General features: G+C 68.6%; 20 protein-coding genes and 1 pseudogene. 10 read left to right on the top strand and 11 right to left on the bottom strand.

Annotation, left to right across the window (positions count from 1 at the left end):
* Nucleotides 1-168: 168 nt before the first annotated feature.
* Nucleotides 169-1,152, top strand: coding sequence for a helix-turn-helix domain-containing protein (locus tag N8I86_RS01785; RefSeq protein WP_263276874.1), 984 nt, complete (start codon nucleotides 169-171; stop codon nucleotides 1,150-1,152).
* Between the two features lie 288 nt (nucleotides 1,153-1,440).
* On the opposite strand, the gene N8I86_RS01790 is transcribed toward N8I86_RS01785, so the two are convergent.
* From N8I86_RS01790 to N8I86_RS01805, 4 genes and pseudogenes are all read right to left on the bottom strand, one after another.
* Nucleotides 1,441-1,704, bottom strand: a complete 264-nt coding sequence (locus tag N8I86_RS01790) for a hypothetical protein (RefSeq protein ID WP_263276875.1) — start codon at nucleotides 1,702-1,704, stop codon at nucleotides 1,441-1,443.
* Between the two features lie 116 nt (nucleotides 1,705-1,820).
* Nucleotides 1,821-2,049, bottom strand: a pseudogene (locus N8I86_RS39190) (hypothetical protein); the annotation flags it as partial.
* Nucleotides 2,050-2,558: 509 nt separating this feature from the next.
* On the bottom strand, nucleotides 2,559-2,882 hold the full coding sequence (locus N8I86_RS01800) for an STAS domain-containing protein (protein WP_263276876.1): 324 nt from the start codon (nucleotides 2,880-2,882) through the stop codon (nucleotides 2,559-2,561).
* A gap of 58 nt (nucleotides 2,883-2,940) precedes the next feature.
* Nucleotides 2,941-4,167: a PP2C family protein-serine/threonine phosphatase gene (locus N8I86_RS01805; protein ID WP_404830772.1), complete on the bottom strand. Its 1,227-nt coding sequence runs from the start codon at nucleotides 4,165-4,167 to the stop codon at nucleotides 2,941-2,943.
* Nucleotides 4,168-4,588: 421 nt separating this feature from the next.
* Between N8I86_RS01805 and N8I86_RS01810 the strand changes: the two genes are divergently transcribed.
* Complete coding sequence (locus tag N8I86_RS01810) at nucleotides 4,589-4,816, top strand: DUF5133 domain-containing protein (protein WP_263276878.1); 228 nt, start codon at nucleotides 4,589-4,591, stop codon at nucleotides 4,814-4,816.
* Nucleotides 4,817-4,855: 39 nt separating this feature from the next.
* Nucleotides 4,856-5,449 (top strand): DUF6098 family protein, encoded by a 594-nt coding sequence (locus N8I86_RS01815; RefSeq protein ID WP_317633642.1) that lies wholly within the window; start codon nucleotides 4,856-4,858, stop codon nucleotides 5,447-5,449.
* Here the strand turns inward: N8I86_RS01815 and N8I86_RS01820 are convergent.
* Nucleotides 5,446-6,306, bottom strand: coding sequence for an alpha/beta hydrolase (locus N8I86_RS01820; RefSeq protein WP_263276879.1), 861 nt, complete (start codon nucleotides 6,304-6,306; stop codon nucleotides 5,446-5,448). The two genes, N8I86_RS01815 and N8I86_RS01820, sit on opposite strands and share 4 nt — an antisense overlap.
* Before the next feature lie 497 nt (nucleotides 6,307-6,803).
* Nucleotides 6,804-7,058 (bottom strand): hypothetical protein, encoded by a 255-nt coding sequence (locus tag N8I86_RS01825; RefSeq protein WP_263276880.1) that lies wholly within the window; start codon nucleotides 7,056-7,058, stop codon nucleotides 6,804-6,806.
* 248 nt (nucleotides 7,059-7,306) lie between these two features.
* Between N8I86_RS01825 and N8I86_RS01830 the strand changes: the two genes are divergently transcribed.
* Both N8I86_RS01830 and N8I86_RS01835 read left to right on the top strand, forming a co-directional pair.
* Complete coding sequence (locus tag N8I86_RS01830; RefSeq protein WP_263276881.1) at nucleotides 7,307-7,429, top strand: hypothetical protein; 123 nt, start codon at nucleotides 7,307-7,309, stop codon at nucleotides 7,427-7,429.
* A gap of 394 nt (nucleotides 7,430-7,823) precedes the next feature.
* The gene (locus N8I86_RS01835) at nucleotides 7,824-8,858 is read left to right on the top strand and encodes an STAS domain-containing protein (protein ID WP_263280038.1); all 1,035 of its coding nucleotides are present in this window, start codon (nucleotides 7,824-7,826) and stop codon (nucleotides 8,856-8,858) included.
* Nucleotides 8,859-8,924: 66 nt separating this feature from the next.
* Here N8I86_RS01835 and N8I86_RS39195 read toward each other — a convergent pair whose 3' ends face one another.
* Complete coding sequence (locus N8I86_RS39195) at nucleotides 8,925-9,041, bottom strand: hypothetical protein (RefSeq protein WP_352064236.1); 117 nt, start codon at nucleotides 9,039-9,041, stop codon at nucleotides 8,925-8,927.
* A gap of 204 nt (nucleotides 9,042-9,245) precedes the next feature.
* Between N8I86_RS39195 and N8I86_RS01840 the strand changes: the two genes are divergently transcribed.
* Nucleotides 9,246-9,641 carry a peptidase inhibitor family I36 protein gene (locus tag N8I86_RS01840; protein WP_263276882.1) on the top strand — a complete coding sequence of 132 codons (396 nt, stop codon included), beginning with the start codon at nucleotides 9,246-9,248 and terminating at the stop codon, nucleotides 9,639-9,641.
* 330 nt (nucleotides 9,642-9,971) lie between these two features.
* On the opposite strand, the gene N8I86_RS01845 is transcribed toward N8I86_RS01840, so the two are convergent.
* Together N8I86_RS01845 and N8I86_RS01850 are read right to left on the bottom strand one after the other, a co-directional pair.
* Nucleotides 9,972-11,801: an FG-GAP-like repeat-containing protein gene (locus N8I86_RS01845; RefSeq protein WP_263276883.1), complete on the bottom strand. Its 1,830-nt coding sequence runs from the start codon at nucleotides 11,799-11,801 to the stop codon at nucleotides 9,972-9,974.
* Nucleotides 11,802-11,867: 66 nt separating this feature from the next.
* A complete protein-coding gene (locus tag N8I86_RS01850) occupies nucleotides 11,868-12,587 on the bottom strand; it encodes a hypothetical protein (protein WP_263276884.1) in 720 nt (239 codons plus the stop codon).
* A 401-nt stretch (nucleotides 12,588-12,988) separates the two neighbouring features.
* Between N8I86_RS01850 and N8I86_RS01855 the strand changes: the two genes are divergently transcribed.
* Together N8I86_RS01855 and N8I86_RS01860 are read left to right on the top strand one after the other, a co-directional pair.
* Nucleotides 12,989-14,086: a hypothetical protein gene (locus tag N8I86_RS01855; RefSeq protein WP_263276885.1), complete on the top strand. Its 1,098-nt coding sequence runs from the start codon at nucleotides 12,989-12,991 to the stop codon at nucleotides 14,084-14,086.
* A gap of 40 nt (nucleotides 14,087-14,126) precedes the next feature.
* Nucleotides 14,127-14,657, top strand: a complete 531-nt coding sequence (locus tag N8I86_RS01860) for a hypothetical protein (RefSeq protein WP_073896816.1) — start codon at nucleotides 14,127-14,129, stop codon at nucleotides 14,655-14,657.
* A gap of 52 nt (nucleotides 14,658-14,709) precedes the next feature.
* Here N8I86_RS01860 and N8I86_RS01865 read toward each other — a convergent pair whose 3' ends face one another.
* Nucleotides 14,710-16,236 carry an NHL domain-containing protein gene (locus tag N8I86_RS01865; protein WP_263276886.1) on the bottom strand — a complete coding sequence of 509 codons (1,527 nt, stop codon included), beginning with the start codon at nucleotides 16,234-16,236 and terminating at the stop codon, nucleotides 14,710-14,712.
* Between the two features lie 295 nt (nucleotides 16,237-16,531).
* Here N8I86_RS01865 and N8I86_RS01870 point away from each other — a divergent pair, with 295 nt between their 5' ends.
* Nucleotides 16,532-16,729, top strand: coding sequence for a helicase associated domain-containing protein (locus N8I86_RS01870; protein ID WP_404830868.1), 198 nt, complete (start codon nucleotides 16,532-16,534; stop codon nucleotides 16,727-16,729).
* A gap of 683 nt (nucleotides 16,730-17,412) precedes the next feature.
* Here N8I86_RS01870 and N8I86_RS01875 read toward each other — a convergent pair.
* Nucleotides 17,413-17,931: a hypothetical protein gene (locus N8I86_RS01875; protein ID WP_263276887.1), complete on the bottom strand. Its 519-nt coding sequence runs from the start codon at nucleotides 17,929-17,931 to the stop codon at nucleotides 17,413-17,415.
* A gap of 382 nt (nucleotides 17,932-18,313) precedes the next feature.
* Here N8I86_RS01875 and N8I86_RS01880 point away from each other — a divergent pair, with 382 nt between their 5' ends.
* Nucleotides 18,314-18,565 carry a hypothetical protein gene (locus N8I86_RS01880; protein ID WP_263276888.1) on the top strand — a complete coding sequence of 84 codons (252 nt, stop codon included), beginning with the start codon at nucleotides 18,314-18,316 and terminating at the stop codon, nucleotides 18,563-18,565.
* Nucleotides 18,566-18,666: the final 101 nt, after the last annotated feature.

The following is an 18,666-nucleotide window of genomic DNA, read 5'->3' on the forward strand; positions in this document are numbered from 1 at the left end:
TGCCCCTGTGCCGTCCGTAGGAAGATGGGCCCAGTGCCCACATGAGCCATGTCGGCGTCCTACGGAACACGATCACCACAGGTTGGCGTTGAAGCAATGAATACGAGGGACCGCAGAGGGATACGTCGCACCGGAGACGGAGTCGACGGCGCCCGCGGGGTCTTCACCGTGGACTCGACCGCGCCGGATGCCGCGCCGCGGGGACTCGACGCCTTCCGGCGCGGCTGGCAGACGCAGATCGGCGACGACGTCTTCCAACTACCGGCCTTCAGCCCGGAGACGACCGGCGACTTCCGTGTCAAGGGAAAAGTCACCAAGGTGCACGGCGCGGCGATCGCCGACCTTCACGCCGCCTCGGCCACCCGGACGGCCGAAGTCCCGGGCGGCGACCAGGATCTGGTGGCCATGTACATCGTGCGGCGCGGCGCGTGGACTCTGGGTGGAGCGCCCGGACACGGCGACCGGGCGGTGTCGGCCGGGCAGTTCCTCGTCCGCCACCTGGGGCGCCTGACGGCCTTCGAGACGTCGGCGGACCTCACGGCGAAATTCCTCGTCCTCCCACCCGGCGAGCTCAAGCCCCTGCTCGGGAACCGGGCCATCACCGGGCCGGCGGAATCGGCCGAAGTGCGCTTGCTGACGGCCCTCACCGACATGATCCACACCACCGTGGCCGACCTCGGCCCGGCCGGTGTGGCAGCTGCTCAGGGCACCCTGATCGAGTTGGCCAAAGCGGTGGCGAAGGGCCGATTCGACGATGGGGAATCCCGGCTGGCCCCCGCCCTAGCCCGGGCAGCCAAGGACCTCGCGGACCGCCGCCTCGCTGATCCGGAACTCTCTCCGGCGATGCTCGCACGTGAACTCAACGTCTCCGTCCGTACCCTTCACCGGGCATTCGCCGCGGTGGGCGAGCAGGTGGGCACCTACATCCGCCACCGGCGCCTGCACGAGGCCCGCCTCGCCCTTGCCGCCCCGTCACGACTGAGCGTCTCGGAACTCGCGGCACACTGGCAGTTCGCGGACAGCAGCCACTTCACGCGCGCCTTCAAGAAGCACTTCGGCCAGACTCCCACCGAGTACGCCCGTGCTACCGAAGCAGCCTCGCCCTCGCCGCACCGACCCCTGCCGAGCGACGCGTCGACGGAAAGCGCATGACCTAGGCGTGTCTCCTCACTCCACCTCGCCGGCCCTCATCTGTGCCCGTAACTGCGCTGGAAGAAGGCCCCGGCTGAGCTCCGGCCGGGGATTTACGGGTTGCACACCGTGTCAGCGCAGGTCGGCCCACGGGGCCGTGCCATGCGCTGGACGCCCCTTCGTCTTCGGCAACCTGGCCGACCCGGCCTTCGCGCTCCTGCTCGGAGACAGCCCGCTGCAGGCGATCGCGGAGAGCATGCACGCCGCCTGGGTGGCCTTAGCCACCACTGGCGATCCCGGGTGGGCCGCCTACGGCGAACCGCACCCGCCCAGCGCGCCGTCGAAGGCGGGGGACGGCCAGGTCAACTCGTGGACGAAGGCGCGAGCACCGTGGCGTGCCTGGGCCTCGGCCAGGCGCAGCGCGGGCAGGCGGTAGAACCAGTCGGTGGCGATGTCCGCGAACACCTCGCCGGGGCTCGCGCCGGGAACAGCGGCGCGGTAGGCGGTGACGCCGCCGCTGCCGGGCGGCAGGCCGTACGCGGCGGCGGTGCGTTCCACGAGTTCGTCGGTCACCAGGCCACTCAGTCCGGAGGGCACGGTGAGCTGGCGCTGGATGTGAGTGCGCGCCGTGGCAACGGCTTTGGGGTGGTGGTCGAGATGCCATGCGCCGACCTGGTCCGCAGGAAGATCTCGGTGCTCCCGTCGAGATACGCGATGACGGGTGGGGGGTGGCCGGCCAGGGCGATGGTGCAGGTCGGGGCGAGCGGGTCGTAGACCGCGTACGCGCAGGGTTCCCGTTAGTGGCATGGCGTCACCGGGCGGCAAAGCGGCCGCGTGGATTCCTTGACCGGCTACTTCGCCGACCACCAGTGCGGTACGAGCGCCGGACAGGGGGACGGTGTCGAACCCGCCGCCTCCGCCCGCTTCTCAGGGCACGTGCAGGTGCGCGGTCTCCACGGTCGTCCGCGCCGCAGACCGGGAAAGCAGGAGGGTGGCGCCGCCAGACAGTCTCGTTCCGGCCCTGCTCCCAGGCATGAACCTCGCCGGCAGGAAGCCTGCGACCACCATCCTCCTCGTCCATCCACTGGCTGGAGGCAGCAACGGCGAACTGTTTGCGCCGTTTCACGATGTGCTTTTCGCTGTGTGCGGATGGTTGTGCGGCATCGGCGCCGTCCTCCGCTTCGACGAGATGAACTGGTCGGGCCGCCGAACAGGTCGGGCGGCCCGCACCCGGCGAGTGCCACGGAAGTTCCGCCTCGCACACGCCCGTGCCGTCGCTTGTTCGCCGGGGACGAGCGCTGCCCGCACGCCAGGGACATGTCGTGGACGGCCGAAGGCGATCCCGCCACCGAGGACCGCTCATCGGACAACTGCGCGACCCGGAGCAGTTCCAGTGGTTCGAGCGGGCACACCTCAGGGCCGCGTGATCAGGGCAGGGCTGCCTCGGTGGTCGGGTAGGTGGGTAGGACGCGGTCGATTCCGGTGAGGGACAGCATGCGGTGCACGGCTGCACTCGGTGCGATCAGTGCAAGACGGGCGCCGGCGCGGGCGGCGGCGCGGTGAGCGGTGAGGAGGGCGTTAAGGCCCGAGGAATCCAGGAAGGTGGTGGGTTGCAGGTCGATGAGTACGGCGGCCGCTCCCCTGATCAGGGCGTGGTCGATGGCTGCGTCGAGCTGGCCGGTGGTGTGGTGGTCGAGCTCACCGTCCACCTCGATGACGTACGTGTCCTGGGCCATCTGCCTCGCACGCACGCTCAGACTTGGAGGACGGGGTGCTCGGTGCTCGGTCATCGAGGTTGCCTGTCTGGGATCAGGGAGTGAGCTCGTGCTGGTGGCCGGCGCGCCATTCGGCCAGGAGGACGGTGGCGTCGTCGTTGAGTCGGCCGGCGTGGTGGTCGATGACGGCGTGCATGAGGCGGCGCAGCGTCTCGTGCAGGGTCTGGTGAGCGGAGTGGTGGCGGAGCACGTAATCGACGAAGCGGTCGCGGCCGAACTCCTCGCCACGGGCGTCGCGTGCCTCGGTGATGCCATCGGTGTACAGCAGCAGCCGATCGCCGGGCTCGAGCCGCTGGTGGCATGTGGTGAGGGGCAGATTCAGGTTGGTGCCCATGGGCCCGGCGGGCGGGCACCTCAGTTCGGTGACCCGGCGGTTGCCGCGGATCACCAGGGGCAGGGGGTGTCCGCGGTTGACCCACGTCAGCTGCCCGCTGACCAGGTCCAGTGAGGCCAGGACGCCCGTGACGTAGCGGCTGGTGCCCGCATGATGGGCGAGGACGTGTTCAACGGCTTCGCTGGTGTCGGCAAGAGAGGTGCCCTGGCGGCGAGCGTTGCGGCAGGCGGCCACGGCGAGGTTCGCGGTGATGCCCGCCCTGATGTCATGCCCCATGGCGTCGAAGACGGCCAGATGCGCGGTCTGGCCGGCGATGGCGTAGTCGAATGCGTCGCCGCCCACTTCGTAGGCGGGCTCGATCACGCCGCCGATGGTGAGGTCGTTCCCGGCGAACGCGGGCGGCGGCATAAGGTTCCACTGCATCTCGGCGGCCACGTTCATCGACCGTGTCCGTACGAGGCGAGCGAAGGAGTCGCTGAAGGACCTCTTGCTCAGCAGCAGCAGCGCCACCACCGACGCCACATCCCGCAACAAGCCCCGCGCGTCCTCATCGTCCTCGGCTTCCACCTGCGCGCCCAGTACGCCGAGGCGTTCCACGCCGTCGGTCACCGGCGCCCACCACCTGCGCCCCTGCCGGCCGCCGGATCCCTGCTCGGCCAGCAGATCCACCCTCTGGTAGGCGCGCCCGGGCAACGTGCCCTCGACGTTTATCTGCTCGCCGCCGGCCCCCGCGTCCAAGCCCTGTCCGGTGATCTCCCGCAGTACCGTCTCCTGGAGGTCCACGGCAAAAATCCTGACGTCCCGCACGCCGAGGGGAGCGGCGTGCTCGGCGACGAGGTCGGGCAGCTGCTCGAACGTGGCGGTGTGACTCCTGGCTATCAACTGCAGCAGGACGCCTTCTCTGCCCAGAGGGAAGGACACCGTCATGCCCCAGCCAGGGCGAGCGGCCGGCTGGTGCGGTCTCGGGGAAAAGTCGTTACTGCCGGGCCACGGCCGCACACTGCACTCATCCTCCTCGCCCCGTCGGCGGGCACAGGGCGTACCCCGTGTCCTGTGCCCGCTTCCGTGTGGAAAGTTCGCCGCCCGAGTTCTGAACCTCGGCGGCGTTCGCCGTCAACATTGCGGATCCTCCTTGCCCCGGTCGCTACACCCCCGACAGCTGAGTACCCGCCGGCTTGCATGTACTTCCTGCTCCCGGGAGGCGGGCCGAACGCGAGCACTCAGGCGCCCTGGCCCGCTGCCCCGGGTCAGCGCGCTGCTGGTGTGCGCAGGAGAAGAGGTTGACTGTCCAGGCCTTGGGCACACGAGTCGGTGTAATACGCAAATAGCGGCAATGAGGGGGCTCTCCATGCTCATGGCACACCCGGTGGTACTGAAGAATCTGATCGCGCAGTACGAGGCGCTGTGTGTTCTCCACGCGGAGGAAGGCAGCGAGACAGTGCGGCAGCGTATGGATGACGTCGCCTACACCCTGTGCGTATCGACCGGCACCGGCGACCTCGATACCGCTCTCGCCGCCGCCCGTCAGCAGCTGCCCGGCGCTCGTCCCGAGGACGACTCCCTGCTCACCGGCTGACTCCTCTGCCCTCCCGCCGCCACGAGCACCGTTGCCCGCCTGCCGACGTTCACCAGCCTGGACGAGCTGACCCGGTTCGTCACTCGTCGGCGTTTCCTGTACGTGCGCTGGTCCCGTTGTCCCGAGCGCGACCTGACGGCCGTCAGCAGCACCGACGACCTGACCGGCATCAGGCTGCCGGGCCTGTCGGCCAGCCCCCTGGGCATCGAGGACTGGTGGGGCGAGCGGCCGGCGGACGTGTGGGGGGCCCGTCGGCTGTACGACTACTGCCACCTCCCCCGCGTCAAGGACGCACGGACGCGGCCGTGGATCCTGCACGGCAGCGAAGCTGCCCGCGGACCGGACAACGAACCCCTGGTACGGGACGTCGAACCCGTCGGCTGGATCGCCGACTGTGTCATCGCCGAGGCATGCCGGATCGTCACCGCACAGCCCGGCCGCTGGGGCCCACTCGACCGCGACCGGCCGGGTGAGGAACACAGTCCTGCCCGCCCCTCGCGTATGGCCTGCTGTTCGTTCAGCCGGTGGCTAGACAGGGGCGGCGATGGACCGGTCTACGGTCGCGCCCACCGCCGGAGCCACACCCGCCCCGTGCCGTCATTGACACCTGCCTGCAGCCGAAGGTCCGACTAACTTCGGTGCCATTCGTAGTCTTCGGCGGCGTCGACGATAAGATTTTCTACAGCTTGCGGCTGCGAGATGAGCGATACGTGTGACGCGTCTATCTCCACCGTCTTGCGGGCTTTGGCCCGTTTGGCTTCGTAGCGCTCCAGGTCGGGGTTGATCGCCCGGTCCTGTTTGCCGACGAGCACGTAGGAGGGCTTGTCGCGCCAGGCGGCGCCGGTGAGCTTGTCCGTGAAGGCCGACGCTGCGATCGGCCGTTGAGAGGCGGCGAACACGTCGGTCCGGCTGGTGGGGAGATCGGCGGCGAAGACCTTGTGGAACTTGTCGGTCTGGACGTAGTTGTCCGTGCCGGTGCTGCCGTCGCCGTTGCGGAACGGCACCTGCCTGAGGGCCTGGGAGAGGAGCGGGGGTGCGAACTTCGCGGAGAGGGTGGTGAAGGACTCTCCGACATCCGGCATGATCGCGTTGATGAAGACCAGGGCTTTGACGTTGTTGTTCTTGGCTGCGGCCTGCGAGATGACCGCGCCCCCGTAGGAGTGGCCTGCCAGCACGATCGGCCCCTTGACCGACTTCAGCAGGCTGGCGATGTAGGCCGAGTCCTGCGGGACGCCTCGCAGAGGATTAGCGGCCGCGACGACCTTATAGCCGCTCCTTTGAAGACGTTCGACCACACCGCTCCAGCTGGACGCGTCGGCGAAGGCGCCGTGTACCAGCACGATGGTCGGCTTCCCCCTGTCGGACTGGCCGCTCGGGCCGCCAGCCTCCGCCGACACGGTGGCGAGCGCCGTTGCGGTTCCCGCTACCGCCAGGAATGCTGCACCCCAGCGAAAGGTGGCAGCGTAGCGCGGCTTTTTGAATATGCCCATGCCATTCCTTTGGTCCAAGGGCGTCGGGTGACGCCTGGAAGACCAGAATCGAGTCTCTCCCTCGCCGAGGCTCTTCACACCGGGCATCCGGGTGAATGATCCTGGCGAGATCGGCAAGGCGCGAGAAGGTCCACATGGTGCATGTGCTGGGGGTTCAGGGCGCCCCGGTCCGGCCGGTGTGAAACAGGGCGGCGCAGAGTGCTGCCCAGGCCGGCCGGTGCCGGGACCCTTGAACGACGTAGGAGGCTTAGGTAGGTGGTGGGGGCGGCAGCTTTGCCGGCTGCGACCATTGCCGCCGACCGACCATTGCCGCCGACTGAGCCGCATTGCCGGGCCGTCCGGCCGCGTGGGTGACCAACCGGCCCAGCACGCGTCCCGGCCAGCCGGCCCTCGACACCTGACGGCAGGTCACAGGTGCTCGAAGTAGCGGGTCCACCATGTTGCACGGCCGGGGCGTGAGCCGTGACCGATGAGGCGGAACTCTTCTGCGAAATTACTCAGCCGCACTCCCACGGCCTCGCCGGCCTCGGCGCCTCGGCAGGAAGGACGATGTGGAAGGAGTAGCTGGCGTCGTTGATGTGGTCGTCCAGCTCGCACGCATGCCGGAAGTCCTCGGTCAGCCGCTCCTTGAGCCGGGTCGCTCGCACCATGGCCGCTGTATGGTCGAAACCATTGGGGAATTGCAGGTGGTTTGGTCCCGGAAGCCGGTCCAGAGCGTGAAGCAGGGCCAGGACCTGCGCGTCGTCGTTCATCGTGGCCACCCTACGAGTTGTGTGGGGCGGTGGGTGAGACACGAGTGCGGGCACAGCGCAGGGCTCACAGGATGTAACGCTGCCCTCACCGTGCAGTGACGCCCTGATCGAGCACGGCCCGCTCGGCAGCTCCAGACGGTCGGAGTGACGACTGCGGGGTCCGGGACGAACCCATCCGGCTGCGCTGGAACGGCTCGAAGTGGGTCGATCAGGAGCCCGCCCCGGGCGGTTGCGCTCTGCGTACCCCGGTGGGCCAGGACGACACGGGCCTCTTCCTCGACGGCAACTGGTACCTGACCGACGACGGCCGCCGCGTCAAGATCAAACGCCGTCGCCTGCCCCGGTCGACCGGACTGTCGACCGGACACTGACCCAGCCCCCACACTGACAGCTAGGCCGCAGCCACGTCTGCACGGCTCCCGGCAGCCGGAAGAACCCGCACGGCACGCAAGAGCTCACCTGTTGGCGCTGCTTGCTTTCGGGCCTGTGCGTCAGCGGGTGTGAGGTAGGGCCAGGGAATGCGCTTGGACTCAGGATTGGTGGTTACCCAGCAGGTATGGGGTAAGGCAGATTGCTCCACGAGCGGGCCGTCTGCCATTGAAGGCTCCCAAGACCGTTTCGGTAGGCCGCCTGCTCGGTCGGTGAGGGACGAGCCCGGACCGCCCGACAGGATGGCCCGGAGACGGGGAGCATCATGTCCGCCGCGACAGCAGCAACCGCAGGGCGCTCGCCCGCCGTTGAGCTGCCCCTCTGCCAGGCTGCGTGATGGCCGTGCAGCGGCTGGACATCCACCGGCACGACCGGGGAGAGAGAGCCTGCGTAACCCTGTCCGGTGCGATCGGGCCGGTCACGGCTCCTCTGCTGCGGGCTGCGCTGAACCAGTGCCTGCGAGACGGCGTGACCGCCATCGACGTCGACCTCGCCGCCGTCGGCTCCTGTGACTCGACGGGCCTGGACGTGTTCCTGATGGCATCACGATCCGCAGACCGGGTGCATGCCTCCGTACGACTGCACCTTCCCTGCGCGCAGATCACCCGGCTCCTCGCCGGAACAGGTTCCGCCTGGCTGCTCAGCGGGGTACCCGAGGCGCTTGCGTCGGCCGATGTGCAGGATGACGGCGGCGATCCTGCCGATCCACCGATCGTCAGAGACGGGATCCGTCTGCGTCGCTTGACCCGCCAGCAGACGCAGGACATGAGTGGCGACATCGCCGACCTGACCGTGGAGCCAGTCGCGTGGCTCTCGGCGCAGGCGTACCGGGAGCGGGGTGGCTTCTTGCGGTGGCTTGCTGCGAACGCCAGGCGGCCGGGCTTCGCACTGGTGGTCGCCGAGACGACCGCGCTGGTGGGGTGCGTCTTCGGATTTCCGATAGGACCAGGGACACGCTCTGAGCGGCAACTACAGGAGAGCGTTCAACGGCTGACGGGCCGCGCCCACTTCCTGTTCCTCACGCAGGTTGTGGCACCTCACCACGCCCAGCGCCGCGACATCGGCCACCGCCTGCAACAACGGTTGCTGGCCGACCGGCACACCGCGCTCGGAGTCAGCCTGCTCCTTGCGACCGACAGGGGCGGGCAAGCCGCCTTCGAGTCCTGGGGATGGGAGAACTGCGGCGAAATGGTAGGCCTGCCCGGCACGGGCGCTCCTCGCGTGCTGGAGCTGTTCCAGGCAGACGGGCCAGGGCAGTTGCGGTCACAGGAGCGCCAGGGAACGGAAGGGCCTATGACGACCGTCATGCAGAGTACGGCGATACTCGACCGGACCGCCCGCGGCCGGCCCGGAGTCGGGTCCGGTCCATGACCACGTCCAGTCCGCTCCCCGCTGTCGAAGTCCGGGTTGGCCGGACTCCTGACGGGCGCTCCGTGCTCACGTGCCCGCCGCGCGAGTCCGCGCGCAGAAGTGAGGCCGGTCCAAGCGGCGCCCGATGAGCTGTTCCTCGCCGGCGGCATCGCGCTCCTCGAGCAGCCCGTCGGTGAAGCACATAATCCGGTCGCCGGGGTCGAGGGCCAGGCGCGTGACCGCCGAAGCTGACCGGCAGTGTCATCGGGGGGCTGTCGTACGACTCGGTGTCCACGGCTCGGCAGGCTGCGGTCCTGTTCGTGACGGTCACAACCGGAATGGCGAACCGTTCCACCAGGACGGCCGGATGTCATGAGAATCCTGCGTCCACGGCGGCTCCGCACAAGCGTGAGCACGCTGCTCGCCGCTGTCGTCCCCACCATCCTGGCCACCTCGCTGGCCGGCCTCGCACCCGCCCATGCCACGGCCCCCGCGGTCCGGGGCCAGATCGCGTGCCCGCGAGGCTTCGTCTGCACCTATCCCGAGATCAACTTCAACGGCCAGCCCTACGGTAAACGCGCCGTCGACGGCTCCGTGCGGCACCTGCCCGACTACACCCGCGGCGAGGGCAGCTCCGTCGTCAACAACAGCAGCCGCACCGCCCGCGTCTACCAGAAGGACAACTGCTTCGGCCGGCACGTCTGCGTCGGCCGCGACGGCGGCACCATCAGCGACCTGCGCTCCTACCGGCTCAACGACACCACCCACAGCCTCCGCAACAACGACACCCCCTGCGGCGCCTGACAGACGTCCCGGAGCAAGACGCACCGACGCCAGCCCCTGAGCGGGCGGCTGCGCCCCGGTCGCGCACAGCGGTGTCCGGATCCCGTCGCACCGACCGCGGTCCCGGAACGCGCGTAGTCATTCGCGTGCAACGCAAAGAAGGTCCGCGGAGTGGGGCCTCGGTCGTGCAGGCCCCTCGTCCCGACCGCGGCCGCGCCAGGCACTGCGGCCCGGCTCGGTGGCGGCGCGCGGCTCGTCACCGCGCGCAAGCCCGGCCTGTCGCATGATCAGTGGCGAACCGCGGTGGCGAGGGTGATGTCGGTTGCATCTCGAGCGTAGAACAGTTGCGGGTTATCGGGTTCTGAAGCGGCGGTAGAGGTTTCGGGCCACGTATACGCCTGGACCGCCGAAGCCGACGATGTCGGCGCGTCCGTCACCGGTGATGTCGGCGAGGAAGCGGGGATGGCGGTCGACGCGCCAGGCGCCGGCGTCGTCGTTGTCGCCGAACCCGCGGCACACCAGCTGGGCTTGGTCGAAGCGGCCGTCGCCGCGGCTGTGGGACACCCAGACGCCCTCGTTGCCGAAGCCGATGATGTCGGGGTTGCCGTCGCCGGTGACGTCGGTGAGGAAGCGGAGGTGCTTGCGGCTCGTCCACCCCTGGGCGGAGCCGAAGTCGTTCAGGACGAGTTTCGGGGGCTCGAACGTGCCGTCGCCGTGCCCGCGTGCGACGACGACGCCCTGCGGGCCGAACCCTACGATGTCCGCTGTCTCGTCGCCGGTGGTCCTGACCAGGAAGCGGGGGTATTCCTCGGTCGAGCTCCACCCCTGGTCGGTGCCGAAGTCGTCGAGGACGTAGAGGGGGTCGGCGAATGTGCCGTCTTCATCCTGGAGTGAGATCCAGACGCCGTCGTCGTGGCAGCCGACGATGTCCAGTCTGCCGTCACCGGTGGTGTCGACCAGGAAGCGGGGATGCTCGTCCGCGACCCAGCCACCCGCCTTCTCGTGGTGGCCGAAGGCTCGCAGGGCCGGTTCGTCGGCGAGCGGTGTGAAGTTTCCGTCTTCGTCCTGGAGTGAGATCCAGACGCCGTCGTCGTGGCAGCCGACGATGTCCAGTCTGCCGTCACCGGTGGTGTCGACGAGGAAGCGGGGATGCTTGTCCGCGACCCAGCCACCCGCCTGGCTGCCGTGTCCGAAGGCCTTGAGGACCAGCTTGCCGCCTGCGGGCGCGAAGGTGCCGGCGTCGTCTTGAGCGGAGACCCGCACACCGTCGGCGGCGAGCACGACGATGTCGGGCCGGCCGTCGCCCGTCGTGTCCATGAGGGTCCACAGGTCCGCGGGGGTCGCAGTGGGGGCGGGTGGGTGCAGGACGTGCTCGGTTTCGTCGAATGTTCCGTCGCCTCTGCTGGACGAGGTCACGGCCCCCTTCGCGGGTTTGAGGCCGACGATGTCCGCGTGCCCGGCGCCGGTGGGGTCGGCGAGGAAGCGGGCGCCGAGCCCGGCCCACCAGCCTGCCTGTCCGCTGGGCGAGGGGCTGGGTCCGGTGTTCTTCCATCCGCCGGCGTCCTGGTCGCTGCCGAACTGGTTCAGGACGAGGAGCATGTTGCTGAAGGAGGGGGCGGCGTCGGGTGCCGGCCGCAGGGCGGTCGAGCGGGCCAGCCGCCATGACTGGCGGCTGTTCCAGTGGCTGAGGGGTGCCCAGCGCAGCGCGGGGTCGCTGGTGCGCTGGGGCTCGGCCGTGACGAACCGCCAGCGCTGGGTTTCCGCGTTGTCGTCGTAGTCGCTGAGGACGACGCGGGTTTCGTCGCCGGGGTGGGCGAGGTCGAGGACGGCGCTGTCGGTCACGGCCTCGATGAAGTACAGGCCCGCTTCGCCGTGGACGGGGACGATGTGCCACTGCTGGCTCTTCTTTCCGGCGGCCGCGTCCTGCTGGCGGGCGCCGCGGTCGGCGGCGGCGGGGTTGTCGAGTACTTTGCCGCTGGCCGCGTTGCGGATCACATACGCCTGTTCGTCCTGCGCGGCGGGCACGGGGGTGAGCTGCCACTGCTGGGGGCTGGGGCCGTCGTCGGGGAAGTCCCGGACGGCGAGTGCCCCGTCCGCGCCCGGCGCGGCCTTGGTGGCGAGAGTCTTCCCCGTGGCGGCGTTGATGATCTGAAGCTTCAGTTCTTCCGTGGGAACGGGCATGGTGCTGCCTCTTCCAGGCGGTTGGGCCGTTGATGCGGGAGGGTGCGGCGTGGTGGTGGCCGCGGATCACGTGAAGACGTGGTGGTAGGGGACGTCCCACTCGTTGGGCAGCCGCGGGTAGAAGGTGTTGATGACCGTGCCGGTGAAGTCTCCGCCCCAGTTGTAGGTGACCCGTACTTCGCCGTCGGCCGCCACTGCGTGGTCCTTGAAGCCGAGGATGGCGTCCGGGTGGGTGATCGGGACGAACGTGATCCCGCCCCACGGGGTGACGGTGACGATCCAGAGCTGGGTGTCTTCCGGTGCGCCGTTCTTCCCGCGCCACTTGTCCCCGACTTTGTCCGGCAGGCCGACCTGGACGGTGTCGCAGGTGCTCTTCGGTGCTTCCTGGTGGACGGTGATGCGCCTGCGCTGCGGCTTGGGTGTGCCGTCGTCGCCGCGGCCGGCGTCGGCGTTGCCCGCAGCGGCCGGCTTGGGTGTCACCTGGCCCGCGGCGCTCTCGAGCACGTACAGCGGCCGCTGTCCGAAGAACCCGGCGGGGGTGATGTACCAGAGGTGGCCCTTCGCCTCCTTGGTGGCCGCGTCGAGCATGGTGGCCAGCTTGACTCCCTTGTCGTGGCTCTCCTCCTTCAGCTCTGCGGGTCGCAGGTAGCCGCCGTTGAAGGCGTGGACGAGCATGACCGGCCGGTTCTCGACCAGGGCCGCGACGATCGCGTTGTCGTAGCTGTTGACCGCTACCGGGCCGCCGACCACCAGATTCGTCATCGTGGTGCGTTCTTGGGTGTACATCGCGCCAACCTCATCTTTTTGTGATGCGGGAATATTGAGTCGGGCACTCGGCGCCCCGCCTGCGGAGGGAATGCGAGCAGTCGAAGCGGCGCATTCCTAAGCGGTTCCGGAAACGGCTGGGAAACCGAATGGCGAGCGTAATTCATGGCCGTATTCGGTGAGAACCTGAGGGCAGGGTTGCCCGCGATCCGCCCAGGCCAAGCGGCCGACTGTTCCTCAAAGTACCCTGAAACTTGGGTACTTGAGCAGCCAGGACGGCTTAGTCACTCGATTGAGCGTGATAGCGGCAGACGCCTTCCCTTGGAAATTTGGTTGCTGGTACTTTTGTTTGCCGGATCGCGCGCATATGTATTGCCCTATTCGCCGGGCGCGGTTCTACTGGAATCAGTCGAGGACGGGTGATGTCTTCCACCGCGTACAATTTGGCACGTGCCAAGCGCCAGCCGCTGACGAAGAAGAACCTGCGGGAACTCAACATTCAGCAGAGCTGGCAGTCCCTCCTGAACCATCCCAACCTGGTCTACGTCGACGACAACGGTGTGAAGCACAAGCCCACCGGCTTCTCCGTGAACAAGTCGAGCTTCGGCGTCTTCCCCGGCAGTGCGCACCAGCTCGGGTGGCTCTCCTACATGAACCTCGGGGAGCCGCTGATCGAGGAGCGGTGCGACATCAGCCAGCCACCGCCGGACACGTTCTCCTCGCGCGCCTACGTCAACCGCAGCCAGACGTCCGAGATGACCTTTACCGACTCGGTCGACTTCACCGTGTCGAACGGGGTCACGTGGCAGCTCCACGGGGAAGCCAAACTCACCTTCGGCGGCAGCGTCAGCGCGCAGCTCCAGCTGATGCTGCAGAACCAGCTTCGGCTGGACCTGCAGTCGCAGCTGGCGACCCAGCTGCGCAACGACATGACGAACAAGAACACGACCACGGTCACCAACAAGAACAGCAAGGACAACGTCGGGGTCGACAACGCCAACGCCACCGACACGGCCACGACGAACTCGGCGGGCAACTCCGCGGCGAACACCGTGACGAACTCGGTGGGGTTCACCACGCAGGGCAGCGCGACGGGGTCCGCGTCGCTCAACGCCTCGCTGCTGCTGGGCATCTCGGGCTCGGTCGGCGGCTCGCTGACCACCAGCTGGGCCTCGAAGTCGCAGATCTCCGGCAAGGTCCCGCCGGGCTCCCGCGTGGAGACCATCGTCACGCAGCGGCGGTGCCGCAAGCTGTACTGCTATGAGATCCCGGTGACGTTCTCCGGGCTGATCGCGGTGAAGTACGACGTGCCGGTGGCGGTGCTGTCCCCGCCCCAGCCCGGGAACCACCCCGGCCTCGACCACGTGGTCGCCCGTCCCATCAGCGACATCGATCTGGCCGGCGGCGGCTTCCTGATGCACGGATGGGCCGAGGTCGTCTCCGCTCTGGACGTCCATCACACGATGTTCGACAGCGAGGGCATGGCCGACAGCCACCGAGCCCTGCACAAGCAGCCTTGACCGGCGCAAGCCGCCGCCACGACTTCCAGGGATGACCATCATGGTGTTCGACAACATCTTCGGCTCTGCGGGCAGGAGCGCGAGGCTCTTCTCCGTCACCACCGACAGCACCAAGCCGCAGCCGGGTGCCGGCGTCGACTTCGAGGACGCCGACGACAGCACATACGACGACACAAGCACGAGCCTGTTCGACAGCGCGATCCACGGCGCCTCCTCCCGCGCGAAGATCGTGCAGGAGACGTCTCCGGAAGCCCGCGCGATCCTGGGCTTCCTCGGCTCCTTCATCCAGACCACCCAGGCGTCAGCCGATACGCAGTCCCAGTACGCCCAGGATCCCGGCTCGGTGTCCGCGGCCGCGGCCGCCGGCATGCAGGAGTCGAGCACGACGGTCACCGGGCACAGGGGCCTGCAAAAGGACGAGGACCTGGAGAACAGGCCGACGAAGAGCGACTTCACCAAGCCCCCCAAAGCCCCGGCGGCCCCCCAGGCGGCCAAACCGGACGCCGGGGAACCGGAGCCGCCCCGGACACCCAAGACGCTCAAGCCGGCCGCCGACGACCCGCCCAAGTAGCGCACGCGCCGGCAGAGGGGCAGGGGCGAGACCGCCCCTGCCCCCACGTGCGTCATACGGGAAGCAGCTGCCACTGGCGGCCCTGGTGATCGCCCTCCGACCCGTCCTGCGTGATCGCCGTACGGGCATTGGTGCCGACCCGCAGCAGCAGACCGCTGTTGCGGTTCGCGATCTCGTACACCCGCGAAGTGCCGTTCACCGGGCCCACCGGGATCAGCCTCCACTGCTGATGGTGAGCGTCAGCACCCTCATAGGTGCGCTGCGCGACCACCGCCCCGGACGCCTCCTGCGCTCCGAGGACTTCCAGGACCTTGCCGCTGCGCACGTTCTCGAGCCGGTACAGGACGTCGCCGTTGTCCTGGCCCGCCGCAACCAGCCGCCACCGCTGGTGATCCCTGGGGACGGCGAGCAGCTGGTGGATCTCGGCGCCGTCCTTGAGGGACTCGCGCAGGACCGCCATCCGCAGCTTGCTGCGGACGTTGGCAACGCAGACCACAGTGCCCGACTCGGGCCGGCCGGCCATCTTCGCCGACGCGATCCTCCGGATCCGGTTGTTGACGAAGTCGGCGACGTAGAGGGTGTCCACGCAGTCCACAGCAAGTCCGAACGGGTTGTACAACCGCGCCGCGTCGGCTGGTCCGCCGTCCCCGCCGAAGGCTGCGACCCCAGTACCCGCGACCGTGCTGATCTGCCCGTCCGCAGTGATCTTCCGGACACGGTGGTTGTTGTATTCGGAGACGTAGAGGGTGCCGGTGCTGTCGACTACTACGTCTACCGGGCCGTTCAGCTGGGCCGAGGCGGCGGGGCCGCCGTCACCGCTGAACCCCGCGACGCCCTTGCCGGCGACCGTACTGATCTTCCCGTCGGCTGTGATCTTCCGGACTCGGTGGTTGCCGTAGTCGGCGATGTAGAGGCCACCTGCACCGTCCATCGCCAAACCGTGCGGAGCGTTCAGCCGGGCTGAGATCGCCGGCCCATCGTCTCCTGAGAAGGCCGCGACCCCGTTCCCCGCGACCGTGGTGATCTTCCCGTCAGTCGTAACCCTCCGGATCCGGTGGTTTCCGTGGTCGGTGATGCACAGGACACCGTTGCTGTCCACCGCGATCCCCAACGGAGTGTGCAGCCGGGCGTCGACGGCGGGGCCGCCGTCCCCGCTGAAGCCGGCGACACCCGTGCCGGCGACCGTGCAGATCTTCCCGTCGGCCGTGATCTTCCGGACCCGGTGATTGTTGGTGTCGGTGATGTAGACGGTGCCCGCGCTGTCCACCGCCACCGCACGCGGCCAGTTCACCTGGGCCGAACCCGCAGGGCCGCCGTCACCCGAGTAGCCCGCGCCTCCGGTCCCCGCGACCGTGCTGATCCTCCCGTCAGTCGTGATCTTCCGGATCCGGTGGTTGCTGTGGTCGGAGAAGTACAGGGTGCCGGTGCTGTCCACCGCGATCCCGTACGGGCGATGCAACTGAGCCGAAACAGCAGGCTCGTTCTCGCCGCTGAACCCCGCAACCCCGGTCCCCGCGACCGTGCTGATCGAGGAGGCAGATTGCTCACCACCTGTGGCCGCCCCTTGGGCAGTGGTCATCGTCATCCCTTTCACCGTTCGCCGGATCGCCCCTCGAAGCCGCCCAGACGTTCCTGCTCCGCCGTCATAGCGCGCTCTTCTTCCAAGGTCGGATCGTCTACGCCCGCCCGGAGGCGAACCCCCAACTGATGCTCGCGCCGCCCGCTAGGCACAGAAAGGGGAATGTATGTCCAAAACGGATTTCCGGACAGGGCTCGGCAGAAAGCAGGACGGTTTCTTCCCCCGACCTGCACGCCCCGCCTTCCGCTGCCGGCCCCGGGAAGCAGGCTGAGAGAAGATCACTCACACGAGGGGGCTGCCGGACGATCGAGAAGGCCTCGCCGCAGCCCGTGGTTGGGCTGCCGAGAACGGGCACCTCGCAGCACCGACCGACGCCACCTACCAGGGATACCGCGTGGGGACCTGGCTGGAAAACGCACGGGCCGCCGCCCGGCGAGCGGCAGTCGACGAACAGCGGCATGCCCAGGGGCTGGCAGGAGGCGGCGGCAGGTAGTCCCGCAACTCGATGTCGCTCATGCTGATGCCATGACGCTCCGCCAGGCCCTGCAGCTGCTCCCCCCATCTCGAGCGGCGCCTCACCGTCTACGAACTCCTCCAGCCACTCCCCCGTGCGCCGGTTATACGGCAGCTGTCGCGAGGCCGCATTGCTCGACCAGACGCTCGTCCGGTTCACCGCGAACCTGGTGCCGTCGACTAGCCGGCGTGCGCGGGCCTCACACTGGTCCACGAACTCACGTGACGGCCTCTCGGACCCGTCGTGGAAGAACGCTGAGATTTCGCGGGTCTCATAGACGTCGCGCTTGGCAAAGATTCCCTGCCTGAATCCGGGCCAGTACGGCGTCGAACTCTTCTGCTGGACCGTAGAGGACCGGGGCGGCACCGCCAAGCCGTCCCGCGCTCTCTCGGATTCGAAGACGCCAACAGCTGGGGCGGCGGTGGGTTCACGGCCGCCGCCTCTTCAGGCCGGTCGGTCCTTGGCCTGGCATTTGATCCGCTTGTCCCACGGATGAGAGGTACGACGGGCAGCGGACGCCTGGCAACAGCGGTGTCGGCGGTTGCGGCGGTTGCCGGTACGAGCAGTGCCGCAGTGGTCAGCCACAAATCAGGCCGTCGGACCCTCGGAAGGGCCCACACCGCGCACAGGTGGCCCATGCGCGGTGCCGGCCCCCTCGGCCGTCAGCCCTGCGTGCCGCCCTGGGTGTTGCCGTTGCCGCCTTGGGTGCCACCCTGCGTGTTGCCACCGTCCCCGCCACCCTGGGTGCCGCCCTGGGTGTTGCCGTAGCCACCCTGGGTGCCGCCCTGGGTGTTGCCGTTGCCACCCTGAGTGCCGCCCTGGGTGTTGCCGTAGCCACCCTGAGTGCCGCCCTGGGTGTTGCCGTTGCCGCCCTGGGTGTTGCCGTAGCCGTTGCCACCGTCCTGCCACGGGCCGTCGTAAGGCCAGTTGTCCTGGTAGTGGTGCCAGTAGGGCGGGAAGCACCAGTAGTAGTGGTGCCACCACAGCCACCACTGCCAGTACCCCCAGTTGCTCGGCCCGTGCGGGTAGGGCTGGTAGTGCGCGAGTGTCGCGGGCGCGGCCGCCTGGGCCTTCGGCATGGGTGCCGCCTCGGCATTGGCCACGCCGACCGTTCCGGCGGCCAGTGCGGCGACACAGGAGACGCCGGCGATCCGGGCTATGTGACGTCGGGTGTTGAGCATGAGGGAAACCTCGCGCCTCTCGGTTCGGGATGGATGGATGGAATTGCGTAGTCCCATTCCAGTCCCGTCAACTGCCGCCGTGATTCCACCAATCGGCGGACCAGCCGGTTGAGAGGGCCGGGGTGAACGGAATCTCTGGCATGAGCGCGAACACCGGCTGAGGGGCGACAACGACAGGGCCGCGCTCGCGGTCGCCTCGATCCGCCGCTGCCGGCAGGCGCACGGCCGGCACGATCCTCTCCTGGGTCCCGGCTGCTGATCACCGCGGACGTCGACGCTACCGGCTCTGGAAAGCCGAGCAGGCCGCGATCGCCGCCGAGACCGACCTAATAGGGAGCCTGGAGTTCCGCCGGCCTGTGCGAGCGGCGCTCCTTGCAAGCCGGTGGTGGCCCTGCACGACTACCTGTCCGCCCAGCAGCTCCCTGGCACGTCCTTCGCCGAGAAGGGGAACCTCGACACCTACGCCGACACCAACGACCTGGTCGTCCTCTACCCGCAGGCCGTCTCCAGCCTCTGGCCCGTCAACCCGCAGGGCTGCTGGGACTGGTTCGGCTACACCGGATCCGACTACGCCGTGAAGAGCGCACCGCAGATGACCGCCATCGTCAGCATGGTCCATGCCCTGGGCGCCTGAACACCGCCCGCCCCGACCAGCCCGGCCCGTCCCGGTTCGGCCACGCGACGCACTCGACCACGCGGTGCATTCGAGTGTGTCCACCGACAGTCGTCGCGAGG

Source organism: Streptomyces albidicamelliae (assembly GCF_025642175.1).
Lineage (GTDB): Bacteria > Actinomycetota > Actinomycetes > Streptomycetales > Streptomycetaceae > Streptomyces > Streptomyces albidocamelliae.